28 protein-coding genes and 1 pseudogene are annotated in these 22,820 nt (G+C 41.6%); 21 read left to right on the top strand and 8 right to left on the bottom strand.

The genetic code is table 11. The annotated features are described in order from the left end of the window. Positions 1 to 89 precede the first annotated feature (89 nt). From B9T38_RS04045 to B9T38_RS04035, 3 genes and pseudogenes are all read left to right on the top strand, one after another. The gene (locus B9T38_RS04045) at positions 90 to 701 is read left to right on the top strand and encodes a glutathione binding-like protein (protein ID WP_086195571.1); all 612 of its coding nucleotides are present in this window, start codon (positions 90 to 92) and stop codon (positions 699 to 701) included. 185 nt (positions 702 to 886) lie between these two features. Continuing rightward, positions 887 to 1,468 (top strand): NAD(P)H-dependent oxidoreductase, encoded by a 582-nt coding sequence (locus B9T38_RS04040; RefSeq protein WP_086195570.1) that lies wholly within the window; start codon positions 887 to 889, stop codon positions 1,466 to 1,468. Positions 1,469 to 1,494: 26 nt separating this feature from the next. Continuing rightward, positions 1,495 to 1,814: pseudogene (locus tag B9T38_RS04035) on the top strand (putative quinol monooxygenase). Between the two features lie 59 nt (positions 1,815 to 1,873). Here the strand turns inward: B9T38_RS04035 and B9T38_RS04030 are convergent. The 5 genes from B9T38_RS04030 to B9T38_RS04010 all read right to left on the bottom strand — a co-directional run bounded on the left by B9T38_RS04030 (position 1,874) and on the right by B9T38_RS04010 (position 4,641). Next, on the bottom strand, positions 1,874 to 2,659 hold the full coding sequence (locus tag B9T38_RS04030; RefSeq protein ID WP_086195569.1) for a thiazole synthase: 786 nt from the start codon (positions 2,657 to 2,659) through the stop codon (positions 1,874 to 1,876). Positions 2,660 to 2,670: 11 nt separating this feature from the next. Then, positions 2,671 to 2,868, bottom strand: a complete 198-nt coding sequence (thiS, locus tag B9T38_RS04025) for a sulfur carrier protein ThiS (protein WP_086195568.1) — start codon at positions 2,866 to 2,868, stop codon at positions 2,671 to 2,673. A 16-nt stretch (positions 2,869 to 2,884) separates the two neighbouring features. Next, positions 2,885 to 3,250 (bottom strand): DUF423 domain-containing protein, encoded by a 366-nt coding sequence (locus B9T38_RS04020; RefSeq protein WP_086195567.1) that lies wholly within the window; start codon positions 3,248 to 3,250, stop codon positions 2,885 to 2,887. Between the two features lie 147 nt (positions 3,251 to 3,397). Beyond that, positions 3,398 to 4,267, bottom strand: coding sequence for an RNA polymerase sigma factor RpoH (rpoH, locus tag B9T38_RS04015; protein WP_086195566.1), 870 nt, complete (start codon positions 4,265 to 4,267; stop codon positions 3,398 to 3,400). A gap of 140 nt (positions 4,268 to 4,407) precedes the next feature. Beyond that, the gene (locus B9T38_RS04010) at positions 4,408 to 4,641 is read right to left on the bottom strand and encodes a sulfurtransferase TusA family protein (protein ID WP_086195565.1); all 234 of its coding nucleotides are present in this window, start codon (positions 4,639 to 4,641) and stop codon (positions 4,408 to 4,410) included. Positions 4,642 to 5,023: 382 nt separating this feature from the next. Here B9T38_RS04010 and B9T38_RS04005 point away from each other — a divergent pair, with 382 nt between their 5' ends. Both B9T38_RS04005 and rhlB read left to right on the top strand, forming a co-directional pair. After that, complete coding sequence (locus B9T38_RS04005; protein WP_004648643.1) at positions 5,024 to 5,236, top strand: cold-shock protein; 213 nt, start codon at positions 5,024 to 5,026, stop codon at positions 5,234 to 5,236. Positions 5,237 to 5,335: 99 nt separating this feature from the next. Beyond that, entirely contained in the window at positions 5,336 to 6,487 is a 1,152-nt protein-coding gene (rhlB, locus tag B9T38_RS04000; protein WP_086195564.1) for an ATP-dependent RNA helicase RhlB, read from the top strand. Between the two features lie 126 nt (positions 6,488 to 6,613). On the opposite strand, the gene B9T38_RS03995 is transcribed toward rhlB, so the two are convergent. Then, positions 6,614 to 6,991 carry a hypothetical protein gene (locus tag B9T38_RS03995; RefSeq protein ID WP_086195563.1) on the bottom strand — a complete coding sequence of 126 codons (378 nt, stop codon included), beginning with the start codon at positions 6,989 to 6,991 and terminating at the stop codon, positions 6,614 to 6,616. Between the two features lie 227 nt (positions 6,992 to 7,218). On the opposite strand from B9T38_RS03995, the gene B9T38_RS03990 reads away from it, so the two are divergent. The 14 genes from B9T38_RS03990 to B9T38_RS03925 all read left to right on the top strand — a co-directional run bounded on the left by B9T38_RS03990 (position 7,219) and on the right by B9T38_RS03925 (position 20,414). After that, complete coding sequence (locus B9T38_RS03990) at positions 7,219 to 7,794, top strand: nitroreductase family protein (RefSeq protein ID WP_086195562.1); 576 nt, start codon at positions 7,219 to 7,221, stop codon at positions 7,792 to 7,794. A 33-nt stretch (positions 7,795 to 7,827) separates the two neighbouring features. Continuing rightward, the gene (locus B9T38_RS03985) at positions 7,828 to 8,901 is read left to right on the top strand and encodes an NAD(P)H-dependent glycerol-3-phosphate dehydrogenase (protein ID WP_086195561.1); all 1,074 of its coding nucleotides are present in this window, start codon (positions 7,828 to 7,830) and stop codon (positions 8,899 to 8,901) included. A gap of 71 nt (positions 8,902 to 8,972) precedes the next feature. After that, entirely contained in the window at positions 8,973 to 9,428 is a 456-nt protein-coding gene (locus B9T38_RS03980; RefSeq protein WP_086195560.1) for a SixA phosphatase family protein, read from the top strand. A gap of 30 nt (positions 9,429 to 9,458) precedes the next feature. After that, positions 9,459 to 10,598, top strand: coding sequence for a type II secretion system protein GspL (gspL, locus tag B9T38_RS03975; protein WP_086195559.1), 1,140 nt, complete (start codon positions 9,459 to 9,461; stop codon positions 10,596 to 10,598). Continuing rightward, positions 10,598 to 11,077, top strand: coding sequence for a type II secretion system protein M (locus tag B9T38_RS03970; RefSeq protein WP_086195558.1), 480 nt, complete (start codon positions 10,598 to 10,600; stop codon positions 11,075 to 11,077). The genes gspL and B9T38_RS03970 overlap by 1 nt, the downstream gene beginning before the upstream one ends. Before the next feature lie 90 nt (positions 11,078 to 11,167). Beyond that, a complete protein-coding gene (locus B9T38_RS03965) occupies positions 11,168 to 12,178 on the top strand; it encodes a quinone-dependent dihydroorotate dehydrogenase (RefSeq protein WP_086195557.1) in 1,011 nt (336 codons plus the stop codon). Continuing rightward, the gene (locus tag B9T38_RS03960) at positions 12,175 to 12,759 is read left to right on the top strand and encodes a CvpA family protein (protein WP_086195556.1); all 585 of its coding nucleotides are present in this window, start codon (positions 12,175 to 12,177) and stop codon (positions 12,757 to 12,759) included. The genes B9T38_RS03965 and B9T38_RS03960 overlap by 4 nt, the downstream gene beginning before the upstream one ends. A gap of 24 nt (positions 12,760 to 12,783) precedes the next feature. Beyond that, positions 12,784 to 14,322 carry an amidophosphoribosyltransferase gene (gene purF / locus B9T38_RS03955; RefSeq protein ID WP_086195555.1) on the top strand — a complete coding sequence of 513 codons (1,539 nt, stop codon included), beginning with the start codon at positions 12,784 to 12,786 and terminating at the stop codon, positions 14,320 to 14,322. Positions 14,323 to 14,451: 129 nt separating this feature from the next. Next, positions 14,452 to 16,302 (top strand): M48 family metalloprotease, encoded by a 1,851-nt coding sequence (locus B9T38_RS03950; protein WP_373423497.1) that lies wholly within the window; start codon positions 14,452 to 14,454, stop codon positions 16,300 to 16,302. Between the two features lie 97 nt (positions 16,303 to 16,399). Continuing rightward, complete coding sequence (locus tag B9T38_RS03945; RefSeq protein ID WP_086195553.1) at positions 16,400 to 17,065, top strand: hypothetical protein; 666 nt, start codon at positions 16,400 to 16,402, stop codon at positions 17,063 to 17,065. Continuing rightward, positions 17,062 to 18,030: a 2-hydroxyacid dehydrogenase gene (locus B9T38_RS03940; RefSeq protein ID WP_086195552.1), complete on the top strand. Its 969-nt coding sequence runs from the start codon at positions 17,062 to 17,064 to the stop codon at positions 18,028 to 18,030. The genes B9T38_RS03945 and B9T38_RS03940 overlap by 4 nt, the downstream gene beginning before the upstream one ends. A gap of 85 nt (positions 18,031 to 18,115) precedes the next feature. Then, a complete protein-coding gene (locus B9T38_RS03935; protein WP_086195551.1) occupies positions 18,116 to 19,555 on the top strand; it encodes a M48 family metalloprotease in 1,440 nt (479 codons plus the stop codon). Positions 19,556 to 19,601: 46 nt separating this feature from the next. Further along, positions 19,602 to 19,970, top strand: coding sequence for a GFA family protein (locus B9T38_RS03930; protein WP_086195550.1), 369 nt, complete (start codon positions 19,602 to 19,604; stop codon positions 19,968 to 19,970). 81 nt (positions 19,971 to 20,051) lie between these two features. Then, positions 20,052 to 20,414 (top strand): hypothetical protein, encoded by a 363-nt coding sequence (locus B9T38_RS03925; RefSeq protein ID WP_086195549.1) that lies wholly within the window; start codon positions 20,052 to 20,054, stop codon positions 20,412 to 20,414. 90 nt (positions 20,415 to 20,504) lie between these two features. Here the strand turns inward: B9T38_RS03925 and B9T38_RS03920 are convergent, their stop codons facing one another. Beyond that, positions 20,505 to 20,951: a GatB/YqeY domain-containing protein gene (locus tag B9T38_RS03920; protein ID WP_086195548.1), complete on the bottom strand. Its 447-nt coding sequence runs from the start codon at positions 20,949 to 20,951 to the stop codon at positions 20,505 to 20,507. 34 nt (positions 20,952 to 20,985) lie between these two features. After that, a complete protein-coding gene (gene rpsU / locus B9T38_RS03915) occupies positions 20,986 to 21,201 on the bottom strand; it encodes a 30S ribosomal protein S21 (RefSeq protein ID WP_001136722.1) in 216 nt (71 codons plus the stop codon). Positions 21,202 to 21,346: 145 nt separating this feature from the next. Here rpsU and tsaD point away from each other — a divergent pair, with 145 nt between their 5' ends. Further along, the gene (tsaD, locus tag B9T38_RS03910; protein ID WP_086195547.1) at positions 21,347 to 22,363 is read left to right on the top strand and encodes a tRNA (adenosine(37)-N6)-threonylcarbamoyltransferase complex transferase subunit TsaD; all 1,017 of its coding nucleotides are present in this window, start codon (positions 21,347 to 21,349) and stop codon (positions 22,361 to 22,363) included. 148 nt (positions 22,364 to 22,511) lie between these two features. After that, a complete protein-coding gene (locus tag B9T38_RS03905) occupies positions 22,512 to 22,751 on the top strand; it encodes a hypothetical protein (protein WP_251992205.1) in 240 nt (79 codons plus the stop codon). Positions 22,752 to 22,820: the final 69 nt, after the last annotated feature.

Genomic DNA, 22,820 nt, shown 5'->3' with positions numbered 1-22,820 from the left:
ACGCTTTTTTGCAATTTACAGGTTTGATCACTTGAAAGTTTGTTAGAAGCCATTTAAAACAGTGAATAGACATATAACAAGGATCAGGTATGAAGCTTTATTATTCTCCAGGTGCATGCTCTTTAGCGTCTCACATTATTTTGAATGAAATTAATGTAGATTTTGACTTGGAACGCGTTGATTTAAAAACACACAAGACAGAAAAAGGGGCTGATTATTACGAGATTAATCCTAAAGGTTATGTTCCGGCTCTAGAAATTAATCCAGGTTTGATCCTTACTGAAAACGTTGCCATTTTACCTTTCCTTGCTCAGCACGACCCTAAACAAGATTTGATTCCGCCATCCGGGCTAGGACGTGCCAAAGTTCTCGAATGGTTGGGATATTTAAACTCAGAATTACATGATGCTTATGCGGTTTTCTTTGGTGCTCCCCTGGAGAAAGAAGCAAAAGAAAAAGCTTATGCAGAAATCGACCGTTTATTGACTTATATCGATAAAGTGATTGGCGAGTCGGATAATGATTATCTGGTCGATGATAACTTTGGCCCGGCAGATGCGTATCTATTTGTATTAACCAACTGGTCGAATGGTATTGAACATGACTTAATGCCATACAAGAACATTGTTGCCTTGCGGAATAAAGTGGCAGAACGTCAGTCAGTACAGATTGCCATGCGGGACGAAGGTCTTATTCCTTAATTCTTTATATTTATTTGAAAAAGCACCTGAAGGTGCTTTTTTTAGGTTTAAAAATTGGTTGGTAGAACAATCTATAATTTTATTATTGATTTTTTATCAATAGTATTTTGCAAATTCATGAATTTTTATCAATAAGATATTTGAGTATATTGGCCTTATGAAAATATATGATTCAAGGCGAATAAATGAGTAATATCCTGATTGTGAATGGTGCCAAACAGTTTGCACACTCGAATGGTGAGTTAAATGACACCTTGACTGAATTGGCAAATACTGTGCTTGGCGAACTGAGGCATAGTGTTAAAATTTCCCGTGCCGATAGCGACTATAAAATTCAGCAGGAAATTCAAAAATATGTCTGGGTAGATGTGATTATTTATCAAATGCCAGGATGGTGGATGGGTGCGCCGTGGACAGTAAAAAAATATATAGATGGTATTTTTACGGCAGGTCATGGCATTTTATATACCAGCGATGGCCGATCACGTTCGGATGCATCGAAAAAATATGGTTCAGGTGGCCTCATCCACGATAAAAAGTATATGCTATCCTTAACTTGGAATGCACCCATCGAAGCGTTTAATGATCCTGAGCAATTTTTTCATGGCGTTGGGGTCGACGGGGTATATCTACCCTTTCATAAAGCCAATCAATTTTTGGGTATGCAAAGTTTAGAGACTTTCATTGTGAATGATGTGATTAAAATACCCAATGTTGCTCAGTACGAACATGACTATCGTCAACATCTGATGGATATTTTTGCTTAATTGATCGGTTGTTTAAGGAGCAGGTTATGTTGATTGTGATTGCCTATATTCAGATTCGCCCAGGTGACCAGCATCGTGAAAATGTATTAAATGCATTTAGAAAAATAACACCTGTTGTTTTGCAGGAACCGGGCTGTCATGGCTATGAGTTGCTGATGGATCATGAATTGGACGTCGATTATCAGACCAAAATTCCTGATTCAATTACCATGCTAGAACAGTGGCAAAGTCTTGAACATTTAATGCACATTTACAGACTCTACATATGCAAGCCTATCAGCAACAGGTTAAAGATGACGTGCTAGATGTAAAAATTCGGATTATGCAAAAGGGCTTAGTCAGTTAAGTACATTTTTCTTAACATATAAAAAAGGACTCCTCTGAGTCCTTTTTTAAATTCTAACTTTATTTAAAGAAATAACCGGTTTCAGGTGAACTGGCATTGGCCATACGTTTACGCGGCATACGGCCTGCAAGGAATGCTTCGCGACCCGCTTCAACCGCTTTTTTCATCGCAGAGGCCATTAAGATAGGATTTTGCGCCGCAGCAATAGCAGTATTCATCAGCACGCCGTCACAACCCAGCTCCATGGCAATCGCGGCATCACTGGCTGTACCGACACCGGCATCCACCAATACTGGAACTTTGGCATTTTCTTTAATGATCGAAATGGTATGCGGATTTAAAATTCCTAAACCTGAACCAATCAGACTGCCTAGAGGCATAATGGCTACACAGCCCATACTCTCTAATTCTTGGGCAATAATCGGGTCATCTGAGGTGTAGACCATAATATCGAAACCATCATCAATTAAGGTACGTGCTGCTTTTAAGGTTTCGGTAACATTTGGGTAAAGGGTTTTTTCATCGCCCAGTACTTCCAGTTTTACCAGGTTGTGCCCGTCCAGTAGTTCACGCGCCAGCATGCAGGTACGCACGGCACTGTTTGCATCAAAACAGCCTGCGGTATTAGGCAGAATAGTATATTTTTCTGGTGGAACTACAGAAAGTAAATTCGGCTGATCAGGATGCTGGCCGATATTGACCCGACGGATTGCAACGGTGACAATCTCTGCACCGCTGGCCTGAATGGCTAAATCGGTTTCAGCTAAATCTTTATATTTACCTGTACCAACCAATAAGCGTGAATTAAAAGTACGAGAACCAATTATAAGTGGGGTGTCTTCCATGGGAGCTCCGATTAACCGCCACCGACGGCATGAATAATTTCAATATGATCTTCAGCGCAAATTGGGGTCTGTGCCAACTTGCTTTTGGAAATAATCATTTCATTCTGTTCTACAGCAAAACGTTTACCTTCAAGTTCAAGCTCTTGAATTAATTCTAGTAAATTAGTGCATGAGGTGTTTTTTTCTTCGCCATTTAAATAAATCTGCATCGTTAATTCCCTTATTCTATTTCACGTATTTAAAGGCATTCCATGCCAGTACCAGCCAGCCTGCAATCATTAAAGCACCGCCAATGGGGGTAATTGCTCCTAAACCGCGGGGTAGGCCTAAGGCCATGACATAGAGTGAACCACAGAAAAAGAAAATACCGACCTGAATCAGGATAAAACTGGCTTTAATGGGAAGTTGGGGAATGACTCTGGCTAAAATGGCCAGCGCCAAAAGTCCAAGCGCATGATAGAAAAAATAATCAGTTGCGGTATGCCACCACGCCAATTGAGCTTCTGTTGCACGTGTTTTTAAGCCATGTGCACCAAAAGCACCAAGCATGACAGCAAAAGCTAAATTGAGGGCTGAAATTGCAATCCACATAAGCAATGACTACCTGAATAAATTTGCCCCATAACTTAGCATATTCTGGTACTTGCACGGAAGGCAAAAAGCAACATTACTGCAGCCTGCATATGAAAAAAGAGCACTTGGCCCTTTTTTCGAAATACCTTGCATATGTTCGGTCATTTAGTTGGAAGACATGGCCACTTTAATTTTTTCCATGGCGTTTTTTTCAAGCTGGCGAATCCGTTCCGCAGATACGTTATATTCCGCAGCTAGCTCATGCAGGGTTGATTTTTCATCATCCAGCCAGCGACGCTGTAAAATGTTGCGTGAACGGTCATCCAGTTGATCCATGGCATCATGCAGGGCAGAAGTACTTTGTTCTTCATAGTCGTCTTCTTCAGCCAGGCGTGCCGGGTCATAACGGTTATCTTCCAGATATAAGGCTGGAGCAACATGGGTTGAACCTTCATCATCATCATCGCCTTGCGCTTCAAAAGCAGCATCGTAGGCGGTCAGGCGGCCTTCCATTTCCAGCACCTGTTCAGGTGTGACATTCAAGTCATTGGCAATGGATTGTGCTTCATCCAGGGTGAGTTTTTTACTGGATTTTTTTAAACTGCGTAGATTAAAGAATAATTTACGTTGAGCTTTGGTCGTGGCAATTTTAACAATACGCCAGTTACGGATCACGTATTCATGAATTTCAGCTTTAATCCAGTGTACGGCAAATGACACCAAGCGCACGCCCATATTTGGGTCAAAACGTTTCACTGCTTTCATTAAGCCCAAGTTGCCTTCCTGAATCAGGTCGCCTTGCGGCAAACCATAACCGGCATAACTGCGGGCAATATGAACCACAAAACGTAAATGAGACATCACGAGCATTTTCGCAGCATCTAAATCTTGGTCGTAAAAGTAGCGTTCGGCCAACTCTTTTTCTTGTTCAGCCGTTAAAATAGGAATCTGATTGACAGTACTTATATAAGCACCGAGATTTACCCCTGGTGCCGATAATGACAGGGGCATCAATTGATTGCTGCTGTCACTCATGTGTTCTCCTTGAGAGTTGGATGACATAACCATCTTAATAAATTTATCTTAATCCAATATTTCAGCGAGTTTAGGAAATTTGGGTAGAGAAATGTAATTTTTTATGCACATTTGAAACGTTCTAGTTTAATTGAAAATAATTAAGATTCAATTAAGTAGTGATATTCAAAATCAGAAATTTTAGTCATATTGCAGTTCATTTGATGCATTGAACAATAACGCGTTACATCTTGCTGACTATGTGGATCTGAAGATTTGAGTAAAAATATGCCGCCTGATTTGTTCTTGATCGCTCGCTTAAGCATCAATAACGGCATGGGGCAAGGCTTACCCCTGGCATCAATGATTATTGCTGAATTGGTCAGATCATTCATCGCATTTAATATCTAATTCAATTTCGATAAATATTAGCAAATTTAGTGCCAAAGCCCAATAAAATTATAGAACTTCAACATAAAAGTACTTATCTAAAATAAGGAAATAATTAGTAAAAAAGAAGCCGAATCAAAAAGAAGATTAATCAAAAAAAACAGTATGAATTGTCATAAACCCGTGTTAAGCTCGTTGCGTATTCAAATTTATGACAGCATTTTAAATGTCTTAAAATTGAATATTGCAATGGATGTAACCGGGATTTTGTTAATAGTAATACAGAATGATTACAAGCTTAGAAATAATAATTATTTTTAAACCTTGTTTACTCTGCTGTTTGCAACACCGGGTGGTCCTTTAATTAAATACAATGAGGATTAACTTATGACAGCTCGTGAACAAGGCGTAGTTAAATGGTTCAACGACACTAAAGGCTTCGGCTTTATTCAACGTAACGGCGGCGACGACGTATTCGTTCATTTCCGCGCTATCCAAGGTGACGGTCACCGTTCACTTCGTGACGGCCAACGTGTTGAATTCAGCGTAGTTAAAGGTCAAAAAGGCTTCCAAGCTGAAGAAGTACAACCTTTAGACTAATCGCCTGATTATTCATGAGAACGCCCCAATGTAATTTGGGGCGTTTTTGTTTATAATAGATTCCTATTTTTTCTGATCATTAAGTTAGAGCACATTTATATGTCATCTGGTTTTGAAACCTTAAATTTACATCCGAAACTGAAACAGGCGATTGATGCTTTAGGTTTCAAAGAAATGACACCTATTCAGGAAAAGGTTTTAAAATTCACTCTGGCTGGACATGATGCCATTGGTCGTGCACAAACAGGTACAGGAAAAACGGCGGCTTTCCTGGTGAGTGTGATTAATGATTTGCTCAATAATCCGATTAAAGAACAACGCTTTCGTGGCGAAGCACGTGCGCTGATTCTTGCGCCTACACGTGAGCTGGCTTTGCAGATTGAAAGTGATGCCAAAGAGCTTACCAAATTTACCGATCTGCATCTGGTGACTTTGCTGGGTGGGGTAGATTTTGATAAGCAGAAAGCGCAGCTGGATAAAAATTTTGTCGATATTATTGTGGCGACACCAGGACGTTTAATCGACTTTGTTGAACAAAAAGAAGTCTGGTTGGACCAGATTGAATTTTTGGTGATTGATGAAGCAGACCGTTTGCTGGATATGGGGTTCATTCCATCGGTAAAACGTATTGTGCGTTTTTCTCCGCGTAAAGAACAGCGTCAAACCTTAATGTTTTCTGCCACCTTTAGCTATGATGTATTGAATCTGGCGCAACAGTGGTTGTTCGAACCGGTGACTGTGGAAATTGAGCCGGAAAAGAAAACCAATGCTGATGTGGAACAGCGCGTTTATATGGTTGCCAAAACTGATAAATATAAATTGTTGCAAGAAATCTTGCGTGATGAGCCGATTGAAAAAGTCATGATTTTTGCTAACCGTCGTGACCAGGTACGTAAGCTTTATGATCACCTGAAAAAAGACGGTTATAAAGTGGTGATGTTGTCAGGTGAAATTGCACAAGACAAGCGCCTTAAAATGCTGGATCAATTCAAGAACGGCCAACATAATATTATGATCGCGACCGATGTTGCAGGTCGTGGTATTCATGTGGACGGTGTTTCGCATGTAATCAACTTTACCCTTCCTGAGCAGTCTGACGACTATGTGCATCGTATAGGCCGTACCGGTCGTGCGGGAAGTAGTGGGGTAAGTATTAGTTTCCTATCTGAAGATGATGCGTTCTATCTTCCAGAAATTGAAAAAGCCATTGGTCAGAAATTGCCTTTAACCCGTCTTGAAGGTTATTGTTAATTTTCAAGATATTTATCTCAGCATTAAATAATGCGATAAACAAAAAAGCCGCTTATTGAAGCGGCTTTTTTTGCCCTGGATAGTTGTATTGAATAAATAAGATGAGGCAGGCTGTGATTTGGTTTCTTAGTTGGCTCGGCAAGTGAAGGTCAGTACGGTTTGATAGTCTTCATCACGTGCCAGACTGCCGCTTTTGCCAGCCAAGGTACTCAATACAGTAGTTGCAGCCTGAATCATTTGTCCGGTTTTTTCATCGACGACACCTTTTAAGGCACCGTTGTATTCAGTTTTTTCATTCACGATAACAGGCGTGGCTTTTTTACCACAGGCATTATTGGCTGCAGTAATCGCATTATTTTTAGAAATTAAACTGCTTTTACCGATACCCGTCACTTCATATTGATTATTTTCTTTTTGAGTCGCTAATGAGGTGGTTGGATTGGATGCACAGGCAGTTAAGGCGACAGCAACGGCAACAGAAGCGAGTGCAAAAACTTGTTTCATCTTTTTCCCCTAGGATTGTTTTAAAAAGAGTTTGAGTTATTTGAACATGATTTTTTGAATGATTTTTGAAGGACTTGTATGAAATATGCAGCTTTATATGAACTCTCTGTGACTGAAAGTTGGTTAAGTTAGCTATTGTGGAGTAGACATTCACTCAACGCTCTAGAGTATCTAAACAAGATTATGCTAATCTTGATGAAATATTTAGTACAAAGATATCAAAGTCAATGACGGATTCAGCGGTAGATACGGTTCATCAAAATATTCATCAACGTCAGTCGATTGGGCATTTGGTTGAGCCTGCGCCGAATGCAGAGCAACTGGAGAAAGCCTTTCAGGCGGCTTTGACTGCACCAGATCATCATCGTTTAAAGCCTACCCGTTTTGTGGTGATTCCGAGTGATCAGCGTGAAGCTTTTGGTGAGTTGCTGTCCAGAGCTTTGGCGGATTTGGGTGAAACTGATCCCGCTCAATTGGATCGGGTAAAAAACCATCCATTTCGTGCACCGCTGCTGGTTTTGGCATTAACCCAATTTCAGCCCCATCCTAAAGTGCCTAATTTTGAACAAACCTTAAGTTCAGGTGCAGCAATAGAAAACTTCTTGTTGTCTTTACAGGTACAAGGCTTTTCAACCATGTGGCGTAGCGGAGCGGTGGTTGAGTCGCCGTTGTTTAAGCGAAGCCTGGGACTATCAGAAGATGATTTAATTTCTGGAATTATTTATATTGGAACGGCAGCGAAAGCGATTCCAGCGCGTACAGCAGTGGATACACAAAACTATGTCAGTTACTGGAATAAGTAACTGTATTGAATCATGAGTTGAGATATAAAAATAATGTCAGAGTTGAAATTTTCAGATCTTGTTGAACCGGTTGTGGTTGATCAAAAAACGGCCTTGCGTGTGACCGTATTGGGCGGTGGCAGTTTTGGTACGGCAATGGCCAATACTGCTGTACGCAATGGTTGTGATACCATTATCTGGATTCGTGATGAGGTAGCGGCAGCAGAAATTAATCAGATCCATATCAATAAACGCTATTTACCCGATTTTGTTTTGGAGCCGGGTTTAAAAGCGGTATCGGATTTAGAAACAGCTGTCTGTAATCGTGACATTATTTTGGTGGCTATTCCTAGCCATTCTTTTCGCGATGTACTGAAACAAATTAAGCCTTTTATTAGCTCACAGGCGGTGATTTCCTTAACCAAAGGTATTGAAGCGAAAACTTTCCATTTTATGAGCGATATTATTCGCGAAGAATTGCCTCAGGTTCCCTATGGTGTCCTTTCAGGACCGAATCTGGCTAAGGAAATTATGGCCGGGCAACCTGCAGGAACTGTGATTGCCAGCCAATCGGAACTGGTGCGTTATGCCGTACAGCAAGCGTTGCATAGCGCATTGTTCCGTGTTTTTGGTAGCGATGATGTGCATGGTGTGGAGCTGGGTGGGGCATTAAAAAATATCTATGCTGTTGCCATGGGTATGGCTGCTGCTTATAAGGTGGGTGAAAACACCAAGAGCATGATTTTAACCCGTGCACTGGCAGAAATGAGCCGTTTTGCGGTGAAACTGGGTGCAAACCCTCTGACTTTCCTAGGATTGTCTGGCGTGGGTGACTTGTTTGCAACCTGTAATAGTCCGCTCAGCCGTAACTATCAGGTGGGTTTTGCCTTAGGTTCGGGTAAGACCCTTGAACAGGCCACCCAAGAATTGGGCCAAACTGCGGAAGGGATCAATACCATTGTACAGGTGCGTAGCCGTTCGGAAGAATTAGGTGTCTATATGCCAATTACCAGTGCATTATATGATGTGATTTTTGAAGGTGCACCGCCTTTAAGCATTGCACTTTCACTCATGAAAAATGGTCACCGTAGCGATGTGGAATTTGTTTTACCTCACAATGAAGTGTAATTTTAAATCATATTATTGCATTTATAAAGCTTGGTTATAATCGCTGCATATTTGAAAATAAGGAATTTTTTATGCAACTTATCTTAGTCCGTCATGGTGAAGCCGCTCCAGCGGTGCATGGCAATGATGATAAGCGTCCTTTGACCGAGCGTGGACATGTGCAAGCCCAACTCACTGCAGAATATTTAAAGGATATCATTCGTCCTGATGCTTTTGTGGTGAGTCCTTTATTGCGTGCGCAGGAAACCCTGGCACATTTACAACATTATTTTCGTGATGTACCGGTACTGGTGTGCAATAAGATTAAGCCGGATGATGATGCAAAATTGGCAGTAGACTGGCTGTCTCAGCTTCCTTATGAGTCTATTGTGGTGGTGTGTCATATGAATGTAGTGGCGCATATGGCATCATTGTTGACCGCAGAACCTTCTCATCCGTATGCTCTGGCTGAAGCGCGGATATATGAACAAGCAGTGATTGCAACAGGATTATCAACACAGTTAAAAAGTTTTATTCCAAATGTATAGAATATTAATTAAAACGGCAGAAAAATATTGATGTTGTATTTATGGATGCCTGAAGCCAATGGGGTTTGGCACTGGTCAACTGGAGAGAGTTGGTCTCAGGCCTTTAGTCTTGAACAATTAATTCAAGATATTCAAGGCTATCATGGACAAGAAGCTGTGGTATTTTTTCCCAGTCGTGATGTACAAATGCTGCAACAGAGTCTATCCAGGCCCCAGTACAAGAAATTGGGTACGGATGGGGTTAAATATTTATTAGAAGAATTTGTGCTTTTGCCCATCGATTCCATGAAAATATTGCATCATTTTCAAAATCCCGATCAGTTAATCATTTTGGGTGTGGCAAATAGTACGGTTGAAACCTTGCAACATGCTTTGAACTTAATCCCGGTTAAAGTTGCTTCCTTATTGCCCGATTTTCTCATTTTACCAGCTCCAGAAGTGGGGCAGATCATCATTGCGAACCTGTCCGGGCGCTTGCTGGTGCGTGAAAGTGAATTTATGGGCAATTCGGTGGATGATCTGGCACTGTTTTTAGATTATCAGCCTTCGGGGCAATCTTATAAAATCAGTAATTTTACCGCTGAACAAATGCAAAGCCTTGAAGCCATGGTGACGCAGGAACAGATTGAATCTTTCCATTATGAAATACCGGTATTAAAAAAAGCGCGACTTCATCCTTTTAATATTCTACCTAAAGCTAAAAACAGTCAGGCTATGTCCGGTTATTGGAAAGCCTGTGCTGCTGTCTTGGTTGCTGCTATTGTTGTCCAGTTTGGCTATGATGCAACATGCTGGTATAAATATAAAAAAGTGGCAGACCAGACTGCGTTGCAAGCGATTGATCAGTATAAGTACTGGTTTGGACAGAGTAGTCGTGTGACCGAGCAGAATTTAAAAAGCCAGTTTGAAAGTCATGTACGCTTAAATAAAAGTGCCAATACTCAAGCTTTACAGCTGCTAAGCCGGATTGGTCCAGTGCTGATGCAAAATCAGATCGTGGCTAATCGTATCAATTATGAAGCTTCTATTTTAAATATGGAATTGAAAGCCAATTCTGCGGCTGCTTTGCAAAATTTAACCCAGCAGCTCAATCAGCAAGGCTTTAAGGCAGAATTAGGCACTGTTCAGCCCAATGGTCCAGGTGCAATTGGATTGGTGAAAATACAATAATGAATACATCAGAAAAACTGCAAAACTCGATTGATCAATTCATTGAAAGAGTCACGGATTATCTGGACCAGCTGTCGCAACGTGAACGTTATATGGTGATCTTTACCACTATTTTTGTTGTGATTGCGGTTATTGGTTCGGCACTCTGGTATATGCATGCCGCTGCGAATAAACAGCAGAATCGGGTCAATGATCTTAAGGATATGATTGTATGGATGCAAAGTAATGCAGTCACCATGAAACCTGCAGATGACGTGCAGTTAACTGCTGCAGAAAAGGTTCAGCGTGTTGCCCAGCAGCAGGGATTATCGGTGGCTTCCCAGCAAACGGGTGAGCAAATCCAGATTGTTGCGGCACATGAAAATTATGCCATCTTGGCAAATTTTTTAACCCAATTAGTACAAATGGGTCTAAGCCTTGAGAAAATAGAACTAATTTCTGATGCTGGTCAGATTAAATTAACAGCGACAGTGCAATAAAGGGTAAAAATAAAGATCTGTGAAGCATGGCGTTTTCTGCGGGCTATGCCTATAATATGCCGACTTAAAAAGCAGTAGACTTTTATAGATATGTTGTATTCTCTTGCCCGCCCTTTGTTGTTTTCTTTAGCACCAGAGCGTGCACATGAGCTCACACTATCGTTATTGAAATCAGCTCATCGCATGGGCATGATGCGTCAAAACGTAGCGTCCAAACCTGTGACCTGTATGGGAATTGAATTTCCCAATCCGGTAGGTTTGGCAGCTGGTCTGGACAAAAATGGCGCTTATATTGATGCTCTGGCTGGGCTGGGCTTTGGTTTTATTGAAATTGGAACCATTACACCACGTCCCCAATCGGGCAATCCACATCCCCGTTTATTCCGTTTGCCTGAAGCCAAGGCCATTATTAACCGTATGGGATTTAATAATGACGGTGTAGACAAGCTGATTGAAAATGTCAAGGCAGCAAAATTCAAAGGTATTTTGGGCATTAATATTGGTAAAAATGCCGATACCCCGGTTGAAAATGCTGTAGATGATTATCTGATCTGTCTGGAAAAAGTCTATAACTACGCTTCCTATATCACGGTCAATATTTCATCGCCGAATACTAAAAATTTGCGCAGCCTGCAAAGCGGCGATGCGTTAACAGAATTGCTGCAAACCTTGAAAAAACGTCAGCTTGAACTGGCGGAAGAGTATCAGCATTATGTACCTTTAGTGCTTAAAGTTGCTCCTGATCTGACCGACGAAGATATCCAGTTCATTGGGAAACAGTTAATCCAGTTTAAAATTGATGGTTTGATTGTGACCAATACCACCTTGTCTCGTGAAGGGGTGGAAAACCTGAAATATGGCAATGAAGCGGGTGGTTTGTCCGGTGCGCCTGTATTTGAAAAAAGTACCGCTTGTCTTGCTGCTTTTGCTAAAGTATTAAAAGGTCAGATTCCATTGATCGGGGTAGGCGGGATTTTGTCGGGCGAACAGGCTGTTGCGAAACAACAGGTGGGTGCCAGCCTTGTACAAATTTATAGTGGCCTCATATATACAGGTCCAGCCCTGATTAAAGATTGTATTGATGCTTTAAACACACCATGAATACACTGGATATCTTTATACTGATTATCTTGCTCATTGGAGGGCTCAACGGTTTGCGACAAGGATTGGTTTCAGCCTTTGCGAACTTGGTAGGATGGGTTCTTGCGCTGGTCATCGGTGCAAAATACGCAGCCATCCTGGCACCTTCGATGGTCTCGCTCAGTGTAGATCCAGTGGTACAAAAAATAGCAGCTTTTGCATTTATTGTATTGGTCATGGTGGTGTTAACCTGGATTGTCACCGCATTTCTGAACAAAGTATTGAAGAGCCTGAAACTCGGCCCATTGAACCGTTTGGCAGGTGGTGCTTTTGGCTCTTTAAAAGGTTTATTGATTGTACTCATCACCATGCAGGGCCTGGGTCCCTGGGTGGAAAGTTCTCCGCACTGGAAACAGTCTAAATTTGTACAACTCCTTATTCCGTATGCGCCCTGGGCGACCGAACTTTCTAAAGAAGCGGCGCAAGGGGCACTTGCTCATATCAAGTCTGAAGACGCAGCGTCATCTTCCGACTCATCGTCTGAAAAAACGCAGAAGCATGCAGCGCGTACAGGCGAATCAACAAATAATCCTTTTTATTAATCCTAGCTTGTTTGCGAGGTTGCTATGTGTGGAGTAGTTGGTATAGCTGGTAAGTCACCCGTTAACCAAATGTTGTTTGATGCATTGACGATGTTACAGCATCGTGGTCAGGATGCAGCCGGAATAGTAACCTGTCATAAAGGGCGGCTATTCCTGCGTAAAGACAACGGTATGGTGCGAGATGTCTTCCATACGCGTCACATGCGTGCACTGCTAGGTAATTACGGTATTGGTCATGTGCGTTATCCGACAGCGGGTTCTTCGAGCAGTGCAGAAGCACAGCCATTTTACGTGAACTCGCCTTATGGAATTACCCTGGCGCATAACGGTAACTTGACCAATGCTGAAGAAATTCATGAAGATTTGTTTAAAACAGATCTTCGTCACATGAATACCGATTCGGATTCTGAAGTACTGTTAAACGTTTTTGCTCATGAAATGCAGAAAAGTGGCGAGTTGAATCCGTCGCCGGAAGATATCTTCAATGCGGTGACACGTGTACATGAGCGCTGTAAAGGTGCTTATGGTGTAGTTGCCATGATTACCGGACATGGTCTGGTGGGTTTCCGCGACCCAAATGGTATTCGTCCATTGATTTATGGTTCTCGTGAAACGGAAAAAGGCCTTGAATATATCATTGCTTCCGAGTCTGTAGCGATTACCGCTTTAGGCTTTAAAGTTGAACGTGATATTGAACCAGGCGAAGCCATTTTGATTACTTCAAAGGGTGAGCTGTTTAGCAAGCAATGTGCTGAAAATCCTGAATATCGTCCTTGTATCTTTGAATATGTGTATTTTGCACGTCCAGATGCCATCATTGACGGCATTTCAGTATATAAAGCACGTTTAAAAATGGGCGAAAAGCTTGCCAGCAAAATTATCCGCGAATGGGGTGATGAGCACGACATCGACGTGGTGATTCCAATTCCGGATACTTCTCGTACTTCCGCTTTGGAACTGGCAAATAGTTTGGGTGTTAAATTCCGTGAAGGTTTTGTGAAAAACCGTTATATCGGACGTACCTTTATTATGCCGGGTCAGCAGCAACGCGAGAAATCGGTACGTCAAAAGCTAAACCCGGTTGAACTGGAGTTTAGAGGCAAAAACGTTTTACTGGTGGATGACTCGATTGTACGTGGTACCACCTGTAACGAAATTATTCAAATGGCACGTGATTCCGGGGCGAAAAAAGTATTCTTTGCTTCGGCTGCACCGATGGTAAAATATCCAAACGTGTACGGTATTGATATGCCAGCAAAAGCGGAACTGATTGCCTCAAACCGCAGTGTTGAAGAAATCCGTGAAATTATTGGTGCAGACCGTTTGATTTTCCAGGACCTGGAAGATCTAAAAGGCGCAGTTCGTACCAACAAGGTACCAGCATTACAGGAATTTGACTGTTCGGTGTTTGATGGTGTGTATGTAGCGGGCGGTATCGATGAAGCTTATCTGGAGGAACTGGAAAGTAAGCGTAATGACTCTGCTAAAAAAGCTCAAGATGGTTATATTGATGTCAATATTGATGCGGCGTCAGTGGACTTGACTGGCGTGAAAGAAGAATAAATTCTTCTTGCATGCGATGAAAAGCGGGAAATTCCCGCTTTTTTAATTTATGATGAGTAGATAAATACAATGTAATAAAGGAACTTTACATTGAAGAGTGCGGGTTATTCTTTTATTCAAAACAAAAATATGATTTGGTCTGCAAGTATCTGTGTACTCGCGGTGTTGCTGACATTATTTATTTTAAATACCATTTTGGGGTTGAATGTTTTTTATTTTGATCAAACTCAATCCATCTTCTGGCATGTGTTAAGTCCCTATTTGATTGCTTTATTACTGAGTGTGATGGCTGTTTCTATAGGGTATGAGTTCTATGTTTTTCGTTCTGGTGGACATTCACTGGCGAAACAGATGGGGGCTCGTCGTTTAAATTTAATCGAAAGTATTCCTGAAGAAAGCATAGCCCTAAAAATTACCGAACAGCTGGCTGAAACCTTTTTAATTGATACACCTACGGTATATGTGTTGCCTGATGAAGTTGGGGTAAATGCACTGACAGCCGGATTTTATCCACGTGATATTGTGATCATTTTAACCTGGGGTGCTTTGCAGAATCTGGATGAATTAGAACTTTATGGTTTGTTAAGTCATGAATTCAATAAAATTTTATCGGGTGAAACAGCTGAAAATACGCGTCTAAAAATTCTTTACAGCAGCCTGACGACTTTGAGCCAGTGGGGCAGTAAAATTGCCAAATTAGGCTTTACCAAGCATGGTCGGGCATATAGGCATAAACTTGCGACTTTCTTTGTAGCTATGGGTGGGCTGATCTGGTTGGTTGGGAGTTTAGGGGTTTTGATTACCCGTTTTATTAAATATATTTCACTCGGTAGCCGCACTTTTAAGAATGATCAAAAAACCAGGCGTCTGATTCAAAATGATGCCAATGTGCAAACCTTATTGAGAATTCATGTACATCATTCAGGATCACAAATTCATAGCGAATATGCAGAATCCATTTCGCATATGTGTTTTGCTAATTCTTTAGGTCCACAAAACTGGATGAATATTCATCCGCGTATTGATCAACGTATTTATGAGTTGAATCCTGGTCTGGTGCAGGATTTACAGCTTGAAAATTTGAAGAAATTACGCAATCAGCCCTTATTTAGCCTGTTTCGTTCGCTTGAAGAGCTGAACAGTGAAGTTTATATACCCTGGAGCTCCCCGCAACCCTTGCCATTGCTGCGTCTATCACCGATCAGTTTTGCCCTGAAGGATGCCATTAAACCCTTAAATCCAGAAATTCGAAACAATATGCAGCGTCCTGAATTAATCCAGCGTGCATTGCAGACTGCTACGGGTTCACGGGAAGTGATGGTGGCCATTTTAATGATTCGGCAGTACCGTGAATTTATTCCGGCTGAAGCCGAAGTCAGCCGTGCCATTGTGGATTCATTACTGCATTTAGATGGACGGGTTCATATCTCGATCTTTCGCGAGGCATGTAAAAATATTGGCTCTATGCCAGCGACCATTGCACGCCAGTTTTTGATGAAACTGGCGCGAATTATTCAGGAAGATGGTGAAATTGGTTTATTGGATGCTTTATTGCTTGAATATGTGAAACATGAATTGAATCTTTTACCGATTCATACTCCAACGTCTTTGGATGAGGTGAAACCGCATATTGTGCGTTTGATTGATGCCTTATTGCATGTGCAGCAAATTAATAGCCACAATCAGCTTGATGTGCGTGAAAAAATCCTGAAACGGGTATTAACTGTAAAAGAACTGGAAATTTATGCTGAAATTTCGGATGAGCCGATTGATTTAGCCGAAATTCTGAATGATATTGCGGGTTTACTACTGCGTGACCGTCTGAGTATTTTAGGCATTGCAGAATTATGTTTGTGGAATGATCGTATTATTACCCAGGATGAACTGGATGTTCTGGAGCTGTTGTATTGGCGTTTTGGTTTTGAAACTGATGAAATTGTCGAGTTGATGCAGAAGAAAAACAGTTTGATGATTGTCTAATCCCCATACGATAAAATGCCGGATGATTCAATAAAAGCCCAGCAAAAAATCGCTAATCTCGTTAGAATATCCACTATTCAATTGGTGATGAAAAAAGATGATAGGGCATCAGCGTGACATATTGGCAACTTTAGGAATCGATATCTGGGTTCCTCGGAATGTTGTATGTCAAAAAATGCCATCTTCATCGCTGTGGCGAGATCAGGCCGCAGCTGAATATCAGACTGAAATTGTGCTGGCAAAAGCACCAGCTGTACTACCACTAGCCCTTAAAGCAGACCAAAGGCAAGAGCCTGAATGCACCGAGTCTTTAATCTCTCCAATTGCAGCAGTAGAAGAAAAAATTGACATTGTCGCCGAGGAGATAGCAACACGTCCGGCACAGCAAATTTCCCCTTTTCAGCTGCAAGCATTGGCTTTGTCACACTGTGTAATTGTAGTGGACACAACAGAAATCACCGCTGAGCAGCAGCAACTTTGGCATAATATTCAACATGCAGTATCGGGTGAATATAATGAATTGCAGTGGCCATTTCCTTTAATGGGTTTTCAGGATGGTCACGGTGCGGAAAGTTATGTACAAGGATTTTTAGATGCAATCAGTGCAGATAAAAATATTATTTTTCTGGGGCAGAGTGCTTATTTAAAACATTCAAAAAGCATCAATCTGGCGGGTTTGCAGGAAATGCTGAATCAGCCCTTATTGAAAAAACGCTTGTGGCAGTTTATGCAAAAATCGCCTCAAAACACGGATGGAACATGAACAAGAAAGTCGTGGTTTTTAGCCAGTTAGATCAGGATATCCTTCAGCGTTTGCAACAGCAATATCAGGTGGTCATCATTAACCCGAAACAGGGTAATGTCAACCAACAGATTCTTGAGCAAGTTAAAGATGCCGATGCAATGATTGGTGCAGGGCGATTACTAAATGAAAATAATCTGGCAACGGCACAGCAGCTTAAAATTATTTCCAGTGTCAGTGTGGGTTATGACAATTACGATCTGTCCTATTTAAACCAGCAAAAAATCTGGTTATCTAATACCCCGCATGTATTAACCGAAAGCACTGCCGATTTGGCATTTAGTCTGCTGATGAGCGCAGCACGTAAAGTTCCGGCTCTGGATCAATGGACCAAGCAGGGCAACTGGCAACGTACCGTGGGGACAGCGCAATTCGGGCAGGATGTTTTTGGTAAAACTTTGGGGATCATTGGTTTGGGCAATATCGGCGCTGCGATTGCACGCCGTGGCTTTTATGGTTTCAACATGAACATTGTTTATCATAACCGCCGTGAAAAACTTGAACTGGCACAGCCGTTAAACGCCCGTTATTGTGCCTTGGATGAATTATTGCAGCAGTCTGATTTTATAGTTGTTGCTGTTGATCTAAATGCGGAATCTCAGGCCTTGATTGGGCAGCACGAGTTCGATCAAATGCAGTCACATGCGGTTTTTGTCAATATTGCCCGTGGTTCTGTGGTGGATGAGCAAGCACTCATTAATACACTTAAAGCCGGCAAAATTTTTGCTGCTGGACTGGATGTTTATGTAAAAGAGCCTTTGCAGGAATCAGAACTTTTTGCTCTGGAAAATGTGGTAACTATGCCGCATGTCGGTTCTGCGACTGCGGAAACGCGTAAAAAAATGGCTGAGTTGGCCTATCGTAACCTGGTGGATGTGCTGGAAGGCCGTACACCGCCTTATCTGGTGAATCCGGCCTTTGCTTAAACTTTGATAACACTTCATTGCAAATTGCTCCAATTTTCAATGTTATAGTCAGGTGAATTGAAAAAAGCAGTTTGAGAACATCACATTGAAACGGTTTTTATGGGCGTGTAACCTGACTTTGATTTCAGCAATCACATTAACGCACAGTGCAAATGTCAATTTAACCTCACAATTTAATGTTCCGGAAATTGGTAGTGGTGTTGGTCTGATTGACCAGCAAAAAGAAAAAATGATTGGTGAAAAGGTCTTTCGTGAAGTCCAGCACCAAATGCCTGTCTTGCAGAATCCGTGGCTGGAAGATCAGTTGGGGAGTGTATTTTCACATATTTTAAGCCAGACCCAGCTGGGTCAGCCCATAGGGCTGGTGATTGTCGATGATCCTCAAATTAATGCTTTTGCCGTTCCGGGTGGATTATTTGCCATCAATACTGGCTTAATCACTTCTGCCCGAAATATGGATGAAGTGGCTGGGGTGATGGCTCACGAAGTAGCCCATGTATCACAACGTCATTACAGTCGCTCACAAGAGGCGTTTAAGGGGCAGGGCCTGTTAACTGTGGCAGGATTACTTGTAGGCGCGCTAATTGCTTCTCAAGCTGATGGTGATGCTGGAACTGCGGTAATGCTGGGTTCTCAGGCGGCATTGATGGATAAACAGCTGAACTATAGTCGGAATCAGGAGCGTGAAGCAGACCGGATTGGCATGCAGTATATGTATAGCGCAGGCTATAACCCGCAAAGTATGGCGGACTTTTTTGAAGTCATGGACCGGGCAACCAGTAAAGTCAGTTTCTTGCCTGATTTCTGGCTCACCCATCCGCTCAGTACAGAACGGATGAGTGAAGCGCGTTTAAGAGCTAATCAATTCCCTCTGGTAAAATCAAGCTTGCATGATGAAGATTTTGAAATACTGAAGTGGTACAGCAAGGTCATTTCTAACCAGACCACAGAGCAACAACTTCAGGTTTTGGCGAATCGCAATAATTTTGCCGGCCAGCTGGCATTGGCTGCATTTTATTTAAAACAGGGCGATTATATTCTGGCGCAGCAGGTTTTAGATCGGGCCAAAAAACAGCAGTATTTAAATAATCTGCTGGTTCTTATTCAAACCGATATTTATTTGGGACAAAATAAAACCGAGCAAGCTTATCAGGCCATTCAATCAGCAGCACTGATTATGCCGGAAAACAGGGCTTTGGCTTTTAAACTGGCGGAAGTCTATATCCGTCAAAAAGAGCCTGCACAAGCTTTCAGTCTGATCCAACGCTTTATCAATAAAAATCCGCGTGATATTCAGGCTTGGCGCCTGATGCAGCAAGCTGCAAATATCGATCATCAATCCCCAATTAGAACGGTGAATGTGCTGCGTTATCGGGCAGAAGTAGAATACTGGTCGGGTTCGGAAGAAAATGCGATTAAGTCTTTATTGCATGCACAGCGCTTGGCTAAAGATAATGCTGTGTTAGCTGCAAAATTAAAAGTACGGATTCAGGAAATGCAAAAAGAGCGACAGCTCAGAATTTAGTTGTATATGATTATGTTGCAGTGATAATAAAAACAAGGAGTAACACATGCTAGAAGGTCAATGCTTATGTGGAAGGGTGAAATATCGTTATCAGGGTGAAATTGAAAAAACCATCATCTGTTACTGTAAGGATTGTCAAATGGCGCAAGGCTCAATCTTTGCCTGGAACAGTCCGTTACAGCAATCAAAATTTGAAATTACCACTGGACTTAAATTTTTAAAAGAATATTTCCATAGCCCGAATAAAGCATGGGTTTTTTGTCAGGAATGTGGTAGTCCAATTTATTCTTATCGGGTCGATTTGCCTGAAATTATTCGTTTACGCTTAGGGACGGTAACTTCGGGTGAATTACTGGCACCTACAGAGCAAGCTTATATTAAATACAAGCCATCTTTTCTGCATATTGAAGAATAAAATCTACATCTAGAAACTTGAAGTATATGATAATCTTAGGCTGCATTTGTATTTCTGACGATGAACAATATTGATTGAATGATGAAAAAAATATTATTTTCCTGTTTTTTAATGGGGTGTGCGACATCAAATGTTGCCTTAGCAAGTGTTGAGCAATACGTGGCAGCTGTGGATCAAATTTCTGAGCAATATAAGCAAGAAACCAGGAATTTTTTTAGTAGTTTGGATGCTCAGCAAACCAGATTTACTTCACAGCAACAAGCGAAATTCTGTGGAATCGTGGGTAATTATGTAGATCGGTTATATCAGGCGGCAGATCAGAACAGGGAGTCTTTGGATCGTCAATTTAGACACATGACCAGGCAAGACGTCATTAATAAAGTGATGTCATCAAAAGAAATGCTGATTTTGAAAAAATATAATATTCAGTGTGATCTGAAATAATCGGGAATGTTTATAAGAGATTAGATGAAACATTTGAACTGTCTTTGCTTAAAGGCAGTTCAACGATAAAGAACGATTTTAGAAGTGGGGTTAGCTAAGTTTAGCTTTAATTTTAGCTGAAACTTGTGCAGGATCGGCGCGCCCGGCTATGAGCGGACGCAGAGAATTCATCACCTTACCCATATCTTTCATGCTAGTAGCTTCTTGTGCAGTAATCGTCTGCGCAATGATAGAATCAAGCTCTTCCTCAGTCATAGCTTCTGGTAGAAATTGAGATAACACTTCAATTTCGGCTTGTTCCTTACTAGCTAAATCATCTCGGCCAGCGCCTTCAAAGGCTTTAACCGATTCTTTACGTTGTTTAATTTGCTTTTCAATGACCGCAAGAACTTGAGCGTCGTCAAGCTCTTTGCGCTCATCGACTTCGATTTGCTTAATTGCTGCCTGCAGACTACGAATAACCGTCAACTTATTCATTTCTTTAGCACGCATTGTTGCTTTCAAAACTTCAGTGATTTGGTTTTTTAAAGTAGTCATTTATTTAGTCCAGGCAGTCAATCACAAATTAATCTTAGTAAAGGCGTGTAGTACGAACTGATTCGCGAGCCAATTTCTTTTGGTAACGTTTAACAGCAGCAGCTTTTTTACGTTTACGTTCTTGAGTTGGTTTTTCGTAGAATTCACGTTTACGAACGTCAGCTAAAACACCTGCTTTTTCGCATGAACGTTTGAAACGACGGATAGCTACGTCTACTGGTTCGCCTTCTTTCAATTTAACTTGTGGCATGAAGAATCCTCATTAAGTTATGGATAAGATCTAGGCTGAATTGCCTTCGATCACAAGTGAAGTGCAGTATTTTACTCATTTACATCTCATATCACAAGTCTATAATAGCTTTAGCAATATTTAGATACGGGTAAAAGGCAGTTTAATGATCGTTCTGGGCTTGGAAACTTCTTGTGATGAAACTGGGTTAGCACTCTATGACAGTGAAGTTGGCTTAATAGGACAGGTGTTATATAGTCAGATTAAACTGCATGCCGAATATGGTGGAGTGGTCCCGGAACTGGCTTCACGCGATCATGTGCGTAAGTTAATTCCTTTAATGAATCAGTTGCTTGAACAAAGCAATATTAAAAAATCAGACATTGATGCCGTCGCCTATACACGTGGTCCCGGCTTGATGGGAGCGCTTATGACTGGTGCACTGTTTGGTCGTACCTTGGCGTTTGCTTTGAATAAACCGGCCATTGGTGTGCATCATATGGAAGGTCATATGTTGGCGCCTTTGTTGTCTAAAACTCCGCCAGAATTTCCGTTTGTCGCTTTATTGGTCTCTGGCGGGCATACTCAGCTCATGGCAGCTCATGGCATTGGTCAATATGAATTGCTGGGTGAATCCATTGATGATGCTGCCGGTGAAGCTTTTGATAAAGTGGCAAAGATGATGGGCTTGCCTTATCCAGGTGGTCCGAACATTTCAAAACTGGCTGAGCAGGGGAATCCAGAAGCCTTTGCTTTCCCGCGTCCAATGCTGCATCAAGGTCTGGATTTTTCATTTAGTGGTTTAAAGACGGCAGTTTCCATTCAATTGAAAAAAGTGGAAGGTCAAGGTCGTGAAGCTGATATCGCAGCGAGCTTCCAGGAAGCACTAGTAGATACACTGGTGAAAAAATCGGTAAAAACACTGAAACAGACCGGTTTAAAACGTTTGGTGATTGCAGGTGGTGTAAGTGCCAACAAACGTTTACGTGAACGTCTGGAAGCGGATTTGGCTAAAATTAAAGCCCAAGTCTATTATGCAGAACCCGCGTTATGTACTGATAATGGTGCCATGATTGCCTTTGCCGGTTATCAGCGTTTAAAAGCAGGGCAGCATGATGGCTTGTCTGTGACGACTACGCCACGTTGGCCAATGACAGAGTTGACCAATCCAAGCGAAGCTTAAATATAAAGAATTAAAAAAGAGGCGAGAGAGTCTCTTTTTAATACTCAGTTGAAGGGGTTGGGGCAAAGTATAATTTGATATATGCGGATTTATATTCAGAATCAGTTTTACCTATGTGCTCAGAAATACTGCACACAGTAATGATATTGTGGCTCGTTTAGGTAGGGATGAGTTTGTGATTTTAAGTGTAGAAAATGATGAGGCAGGAGTAGTAGAAGTACTCTTGAGTCGCCTTATACAAGCTTTAACACAGGAAAAAATTGCTGCGGCGATTGGGGGCGGCGTCATCCTTCTCAAGGACTGTTTAAAGCAGCTGCTGAAACAGATAGAAAAATGTTTGAGTATAAACGTCAACTCAAGTCTGAAGCATAAAATCGGGCTAGAATGACTTTGAACGATTTTTCTCAATAAACTGATTAAATTGATCTTTTACTTCCCGATACTCGTTATGTATTTT

Origin of the sequence: Acinetobacter sp. ANC 4218, assembly GCF_002135245.1 — a bacterium.
Taxonomy (GTDB): Bacteria; Pseudomonadota; Gammaproteobacteria; order Pseudomonadales; family Moraxellaceae; genus Acinetobacter.
The sequence above is the reverse complement of the archived record's forward strand: the minus strand, read 5'-3'. Positions and strand labels throughout refer to the sequence as shown.

What these genes read in the sequence shown, in the direction of transcription:
- B9T38_RS03970 (WP_086195558.1), top strand. Translation starts at nt 10,598, where the DNA reads ATGAATACATCAGAAAAACTGCAAAACTCGATTGATCAATTCATTGAA.
- B9T38_RS03945 (WP_086195553.1), top strand. Translation starts at nt 16,400, where the DNA reads ATGATAGGGCATCAGCGTGACATATTGGCAACTTTAGGAATCGATATC.
- B9T38_RS03985 (WP_086195561.1), top strand. Translation starts at nt 7,828, where the DNA reads ATGTCAGAGTTGAAATTTTCAGATCTTGTTGAACCGGTTGTGGTTGAT.
- B9T38_RS03920 (WP_086195548.1), bottom strand. Translation starts at nt 20,951, where the DNA reads ATGACTACTTTAAAAAACCAAATCACTGAAGTTTTGAAAGCAACAATG.
- purF (WP_086195555.1), top strand. Translation starts at nt 12,784, where the DNA reads ATGTGTGGAGTAGTTGGTATAGCTGGTAAGTCACCCGTTAACCAAATG.
- B9T38_RS03925 (WP_086195549.1), top strand. Translation starts at nt 20,052, where the DNA reads ATGAAAAAAATATTATTTTCCTGTTTTTTAATGGGGTGTGCGACATCA.
- B9T38_RS03990 (WP_086195562.1), top strand. Translation starts at nt 7,219, where the DNA reads ATGACGGATTCAGCGGTAGATACGGTTCATCAAAATATTCATCAACGT.
- B9T38_RS03965 (WP_086195557.1), top strand. Translation starts at nt 11,168, where the DNA reads ATGTTGTATTCTCTTGCCCGCCCTTTGTTGTTTTCTTTAGCACCAGAG.
- rpoH (WP_086195566.1), bottom strand. Translation starts at nt 4,267, where the DNA reads ATGAGTGACAGCAGCAATCAATTGATGCCCCTGTCATTATCGGCACCA.
- gspL (WP_086195559.1), top strand. Translation starts at nt 9,459, where the DNA reads ATGTTGTATTTATGGATGCCTGAAGCCAATGGGGTTTGGCACTGGTCA.
- B9T38_RS04020 (WP_086195567.1), bottom strand. Translation starts at nt 3,250, where the DNA reads ATGTGGATTGCAATTTCAGCCCTCAATTTAGCTTTTGCTGTCATGCTT.
- B9T38_RS04005 (WP_004648643.1), top strand. Translation starts at nt 5,024, where the DNA reads ATGACAGCTCGTGAACAAGGCGTAGTTAAATGGTTCAACGACACTAAA.
- B9T38_RS03980 (WP_086195560.1), top strand. Translation starts at nt 8,973, where the DNA reads ATGCAACTTATCTTAGTCCGTCATGGTGAAGCCGCTCCAGCGGTGCAT.
- B9T38_RS04030 (WP_086195569.1), bottom strand. Translation starts at nt 2,659, where the DNA reads ATGGAAGACACCCCACTTATAATTGGTTCTCGTACTTTTAATTCACGC.
- B9T38_RS03995 (WP_086195563.1), bottom strand. Translation starts at nt 6,991, where the DNA reads ATGAAACAAGTTTTTGCACTCGCTTCTGTTGCCGTTGCTGTCGCCTTA.
- B9T38_RS03950 (WP_373423497.1), top strand. Translation starts at nt 14,452, where the DNA reads ATGATTTGGTCTGCAAGTATCTGTGTACTCGCGGTGTTGCTGACATTA.
- B9T38_RS03930 (WP_086195550.1), top strand. Translation starts at nt 19,602, where the DNA reads ATGCTAGAAGGTCAATGCTTATGTGGAAGGGTGAAATATCGTTATCAG.
- B9T38_RS04010 (WP_086195565.1), bottom strand. Translation starts at nt 4,641, where the DNA reads ATGAATGATCTGACCAATTCAGCAATAATCATTGATGCCAGGGGTAAG.
- B9T38_RS03940 (WP_086195552.1), top strand. Translation starts at nt 17,062, where the DNA reads ATGAACAAGAAAGTCGTGGTTTTTAGCCAGTTAGATCAGGATATCCTT.
- tsaD (WP_086195547.1), top strand. Translation starts at nt 21,347, where the DNA reads ATGATCGTTCTGGGCTTGGAAACTTCTTGTGATGAAACTGGGTTAGCA.
- rpsU (WP_001136722.1), bottom strand. Translation starts at nt 21,201, where the DNA reads ATGCCACAAGTTAAATTGAAAGAAGGCGAACCAGTAGACGTAGCTATC.
- B9T38_RS03960 (WP_086195556.1), top strand. Translation starts at nt 12,175, where the DNA reads ATGAATACACTGGATATCTTTATACTGATTATCTTGCTCATTGGAGGG.
- thiS (WP_086195568.1), bottom strand. Translation starts at nt 2,868, where the DNA reads ATGCAGATTTATTTAAATGGCGAAGAAAAAAACACCTCATGCACTAAT.
- rhlB (WP_086195564.1), top strand. Translation starts at nt 5,336, where the DNA reads ATGTCATCTGGTTTTGAAACCTTAAATTTACATCCGAAACTGAAACAG.
- B9T38_RS04040 (WP_086195570.1), top strand. Translation starts at nt 887, where the DNA reads ATGAGTAATATCCTGATTGTGAATGGTGCCAAACAGTTTGCACACTCG.
- B9T38_RS04045 (WP_086195571.1), top strand. Translation starts at nt 90, where the DNA reads ATGAAGCTTTATTATTCTCCAGGTGCATGCTCTTTAGCGTCTCACATT.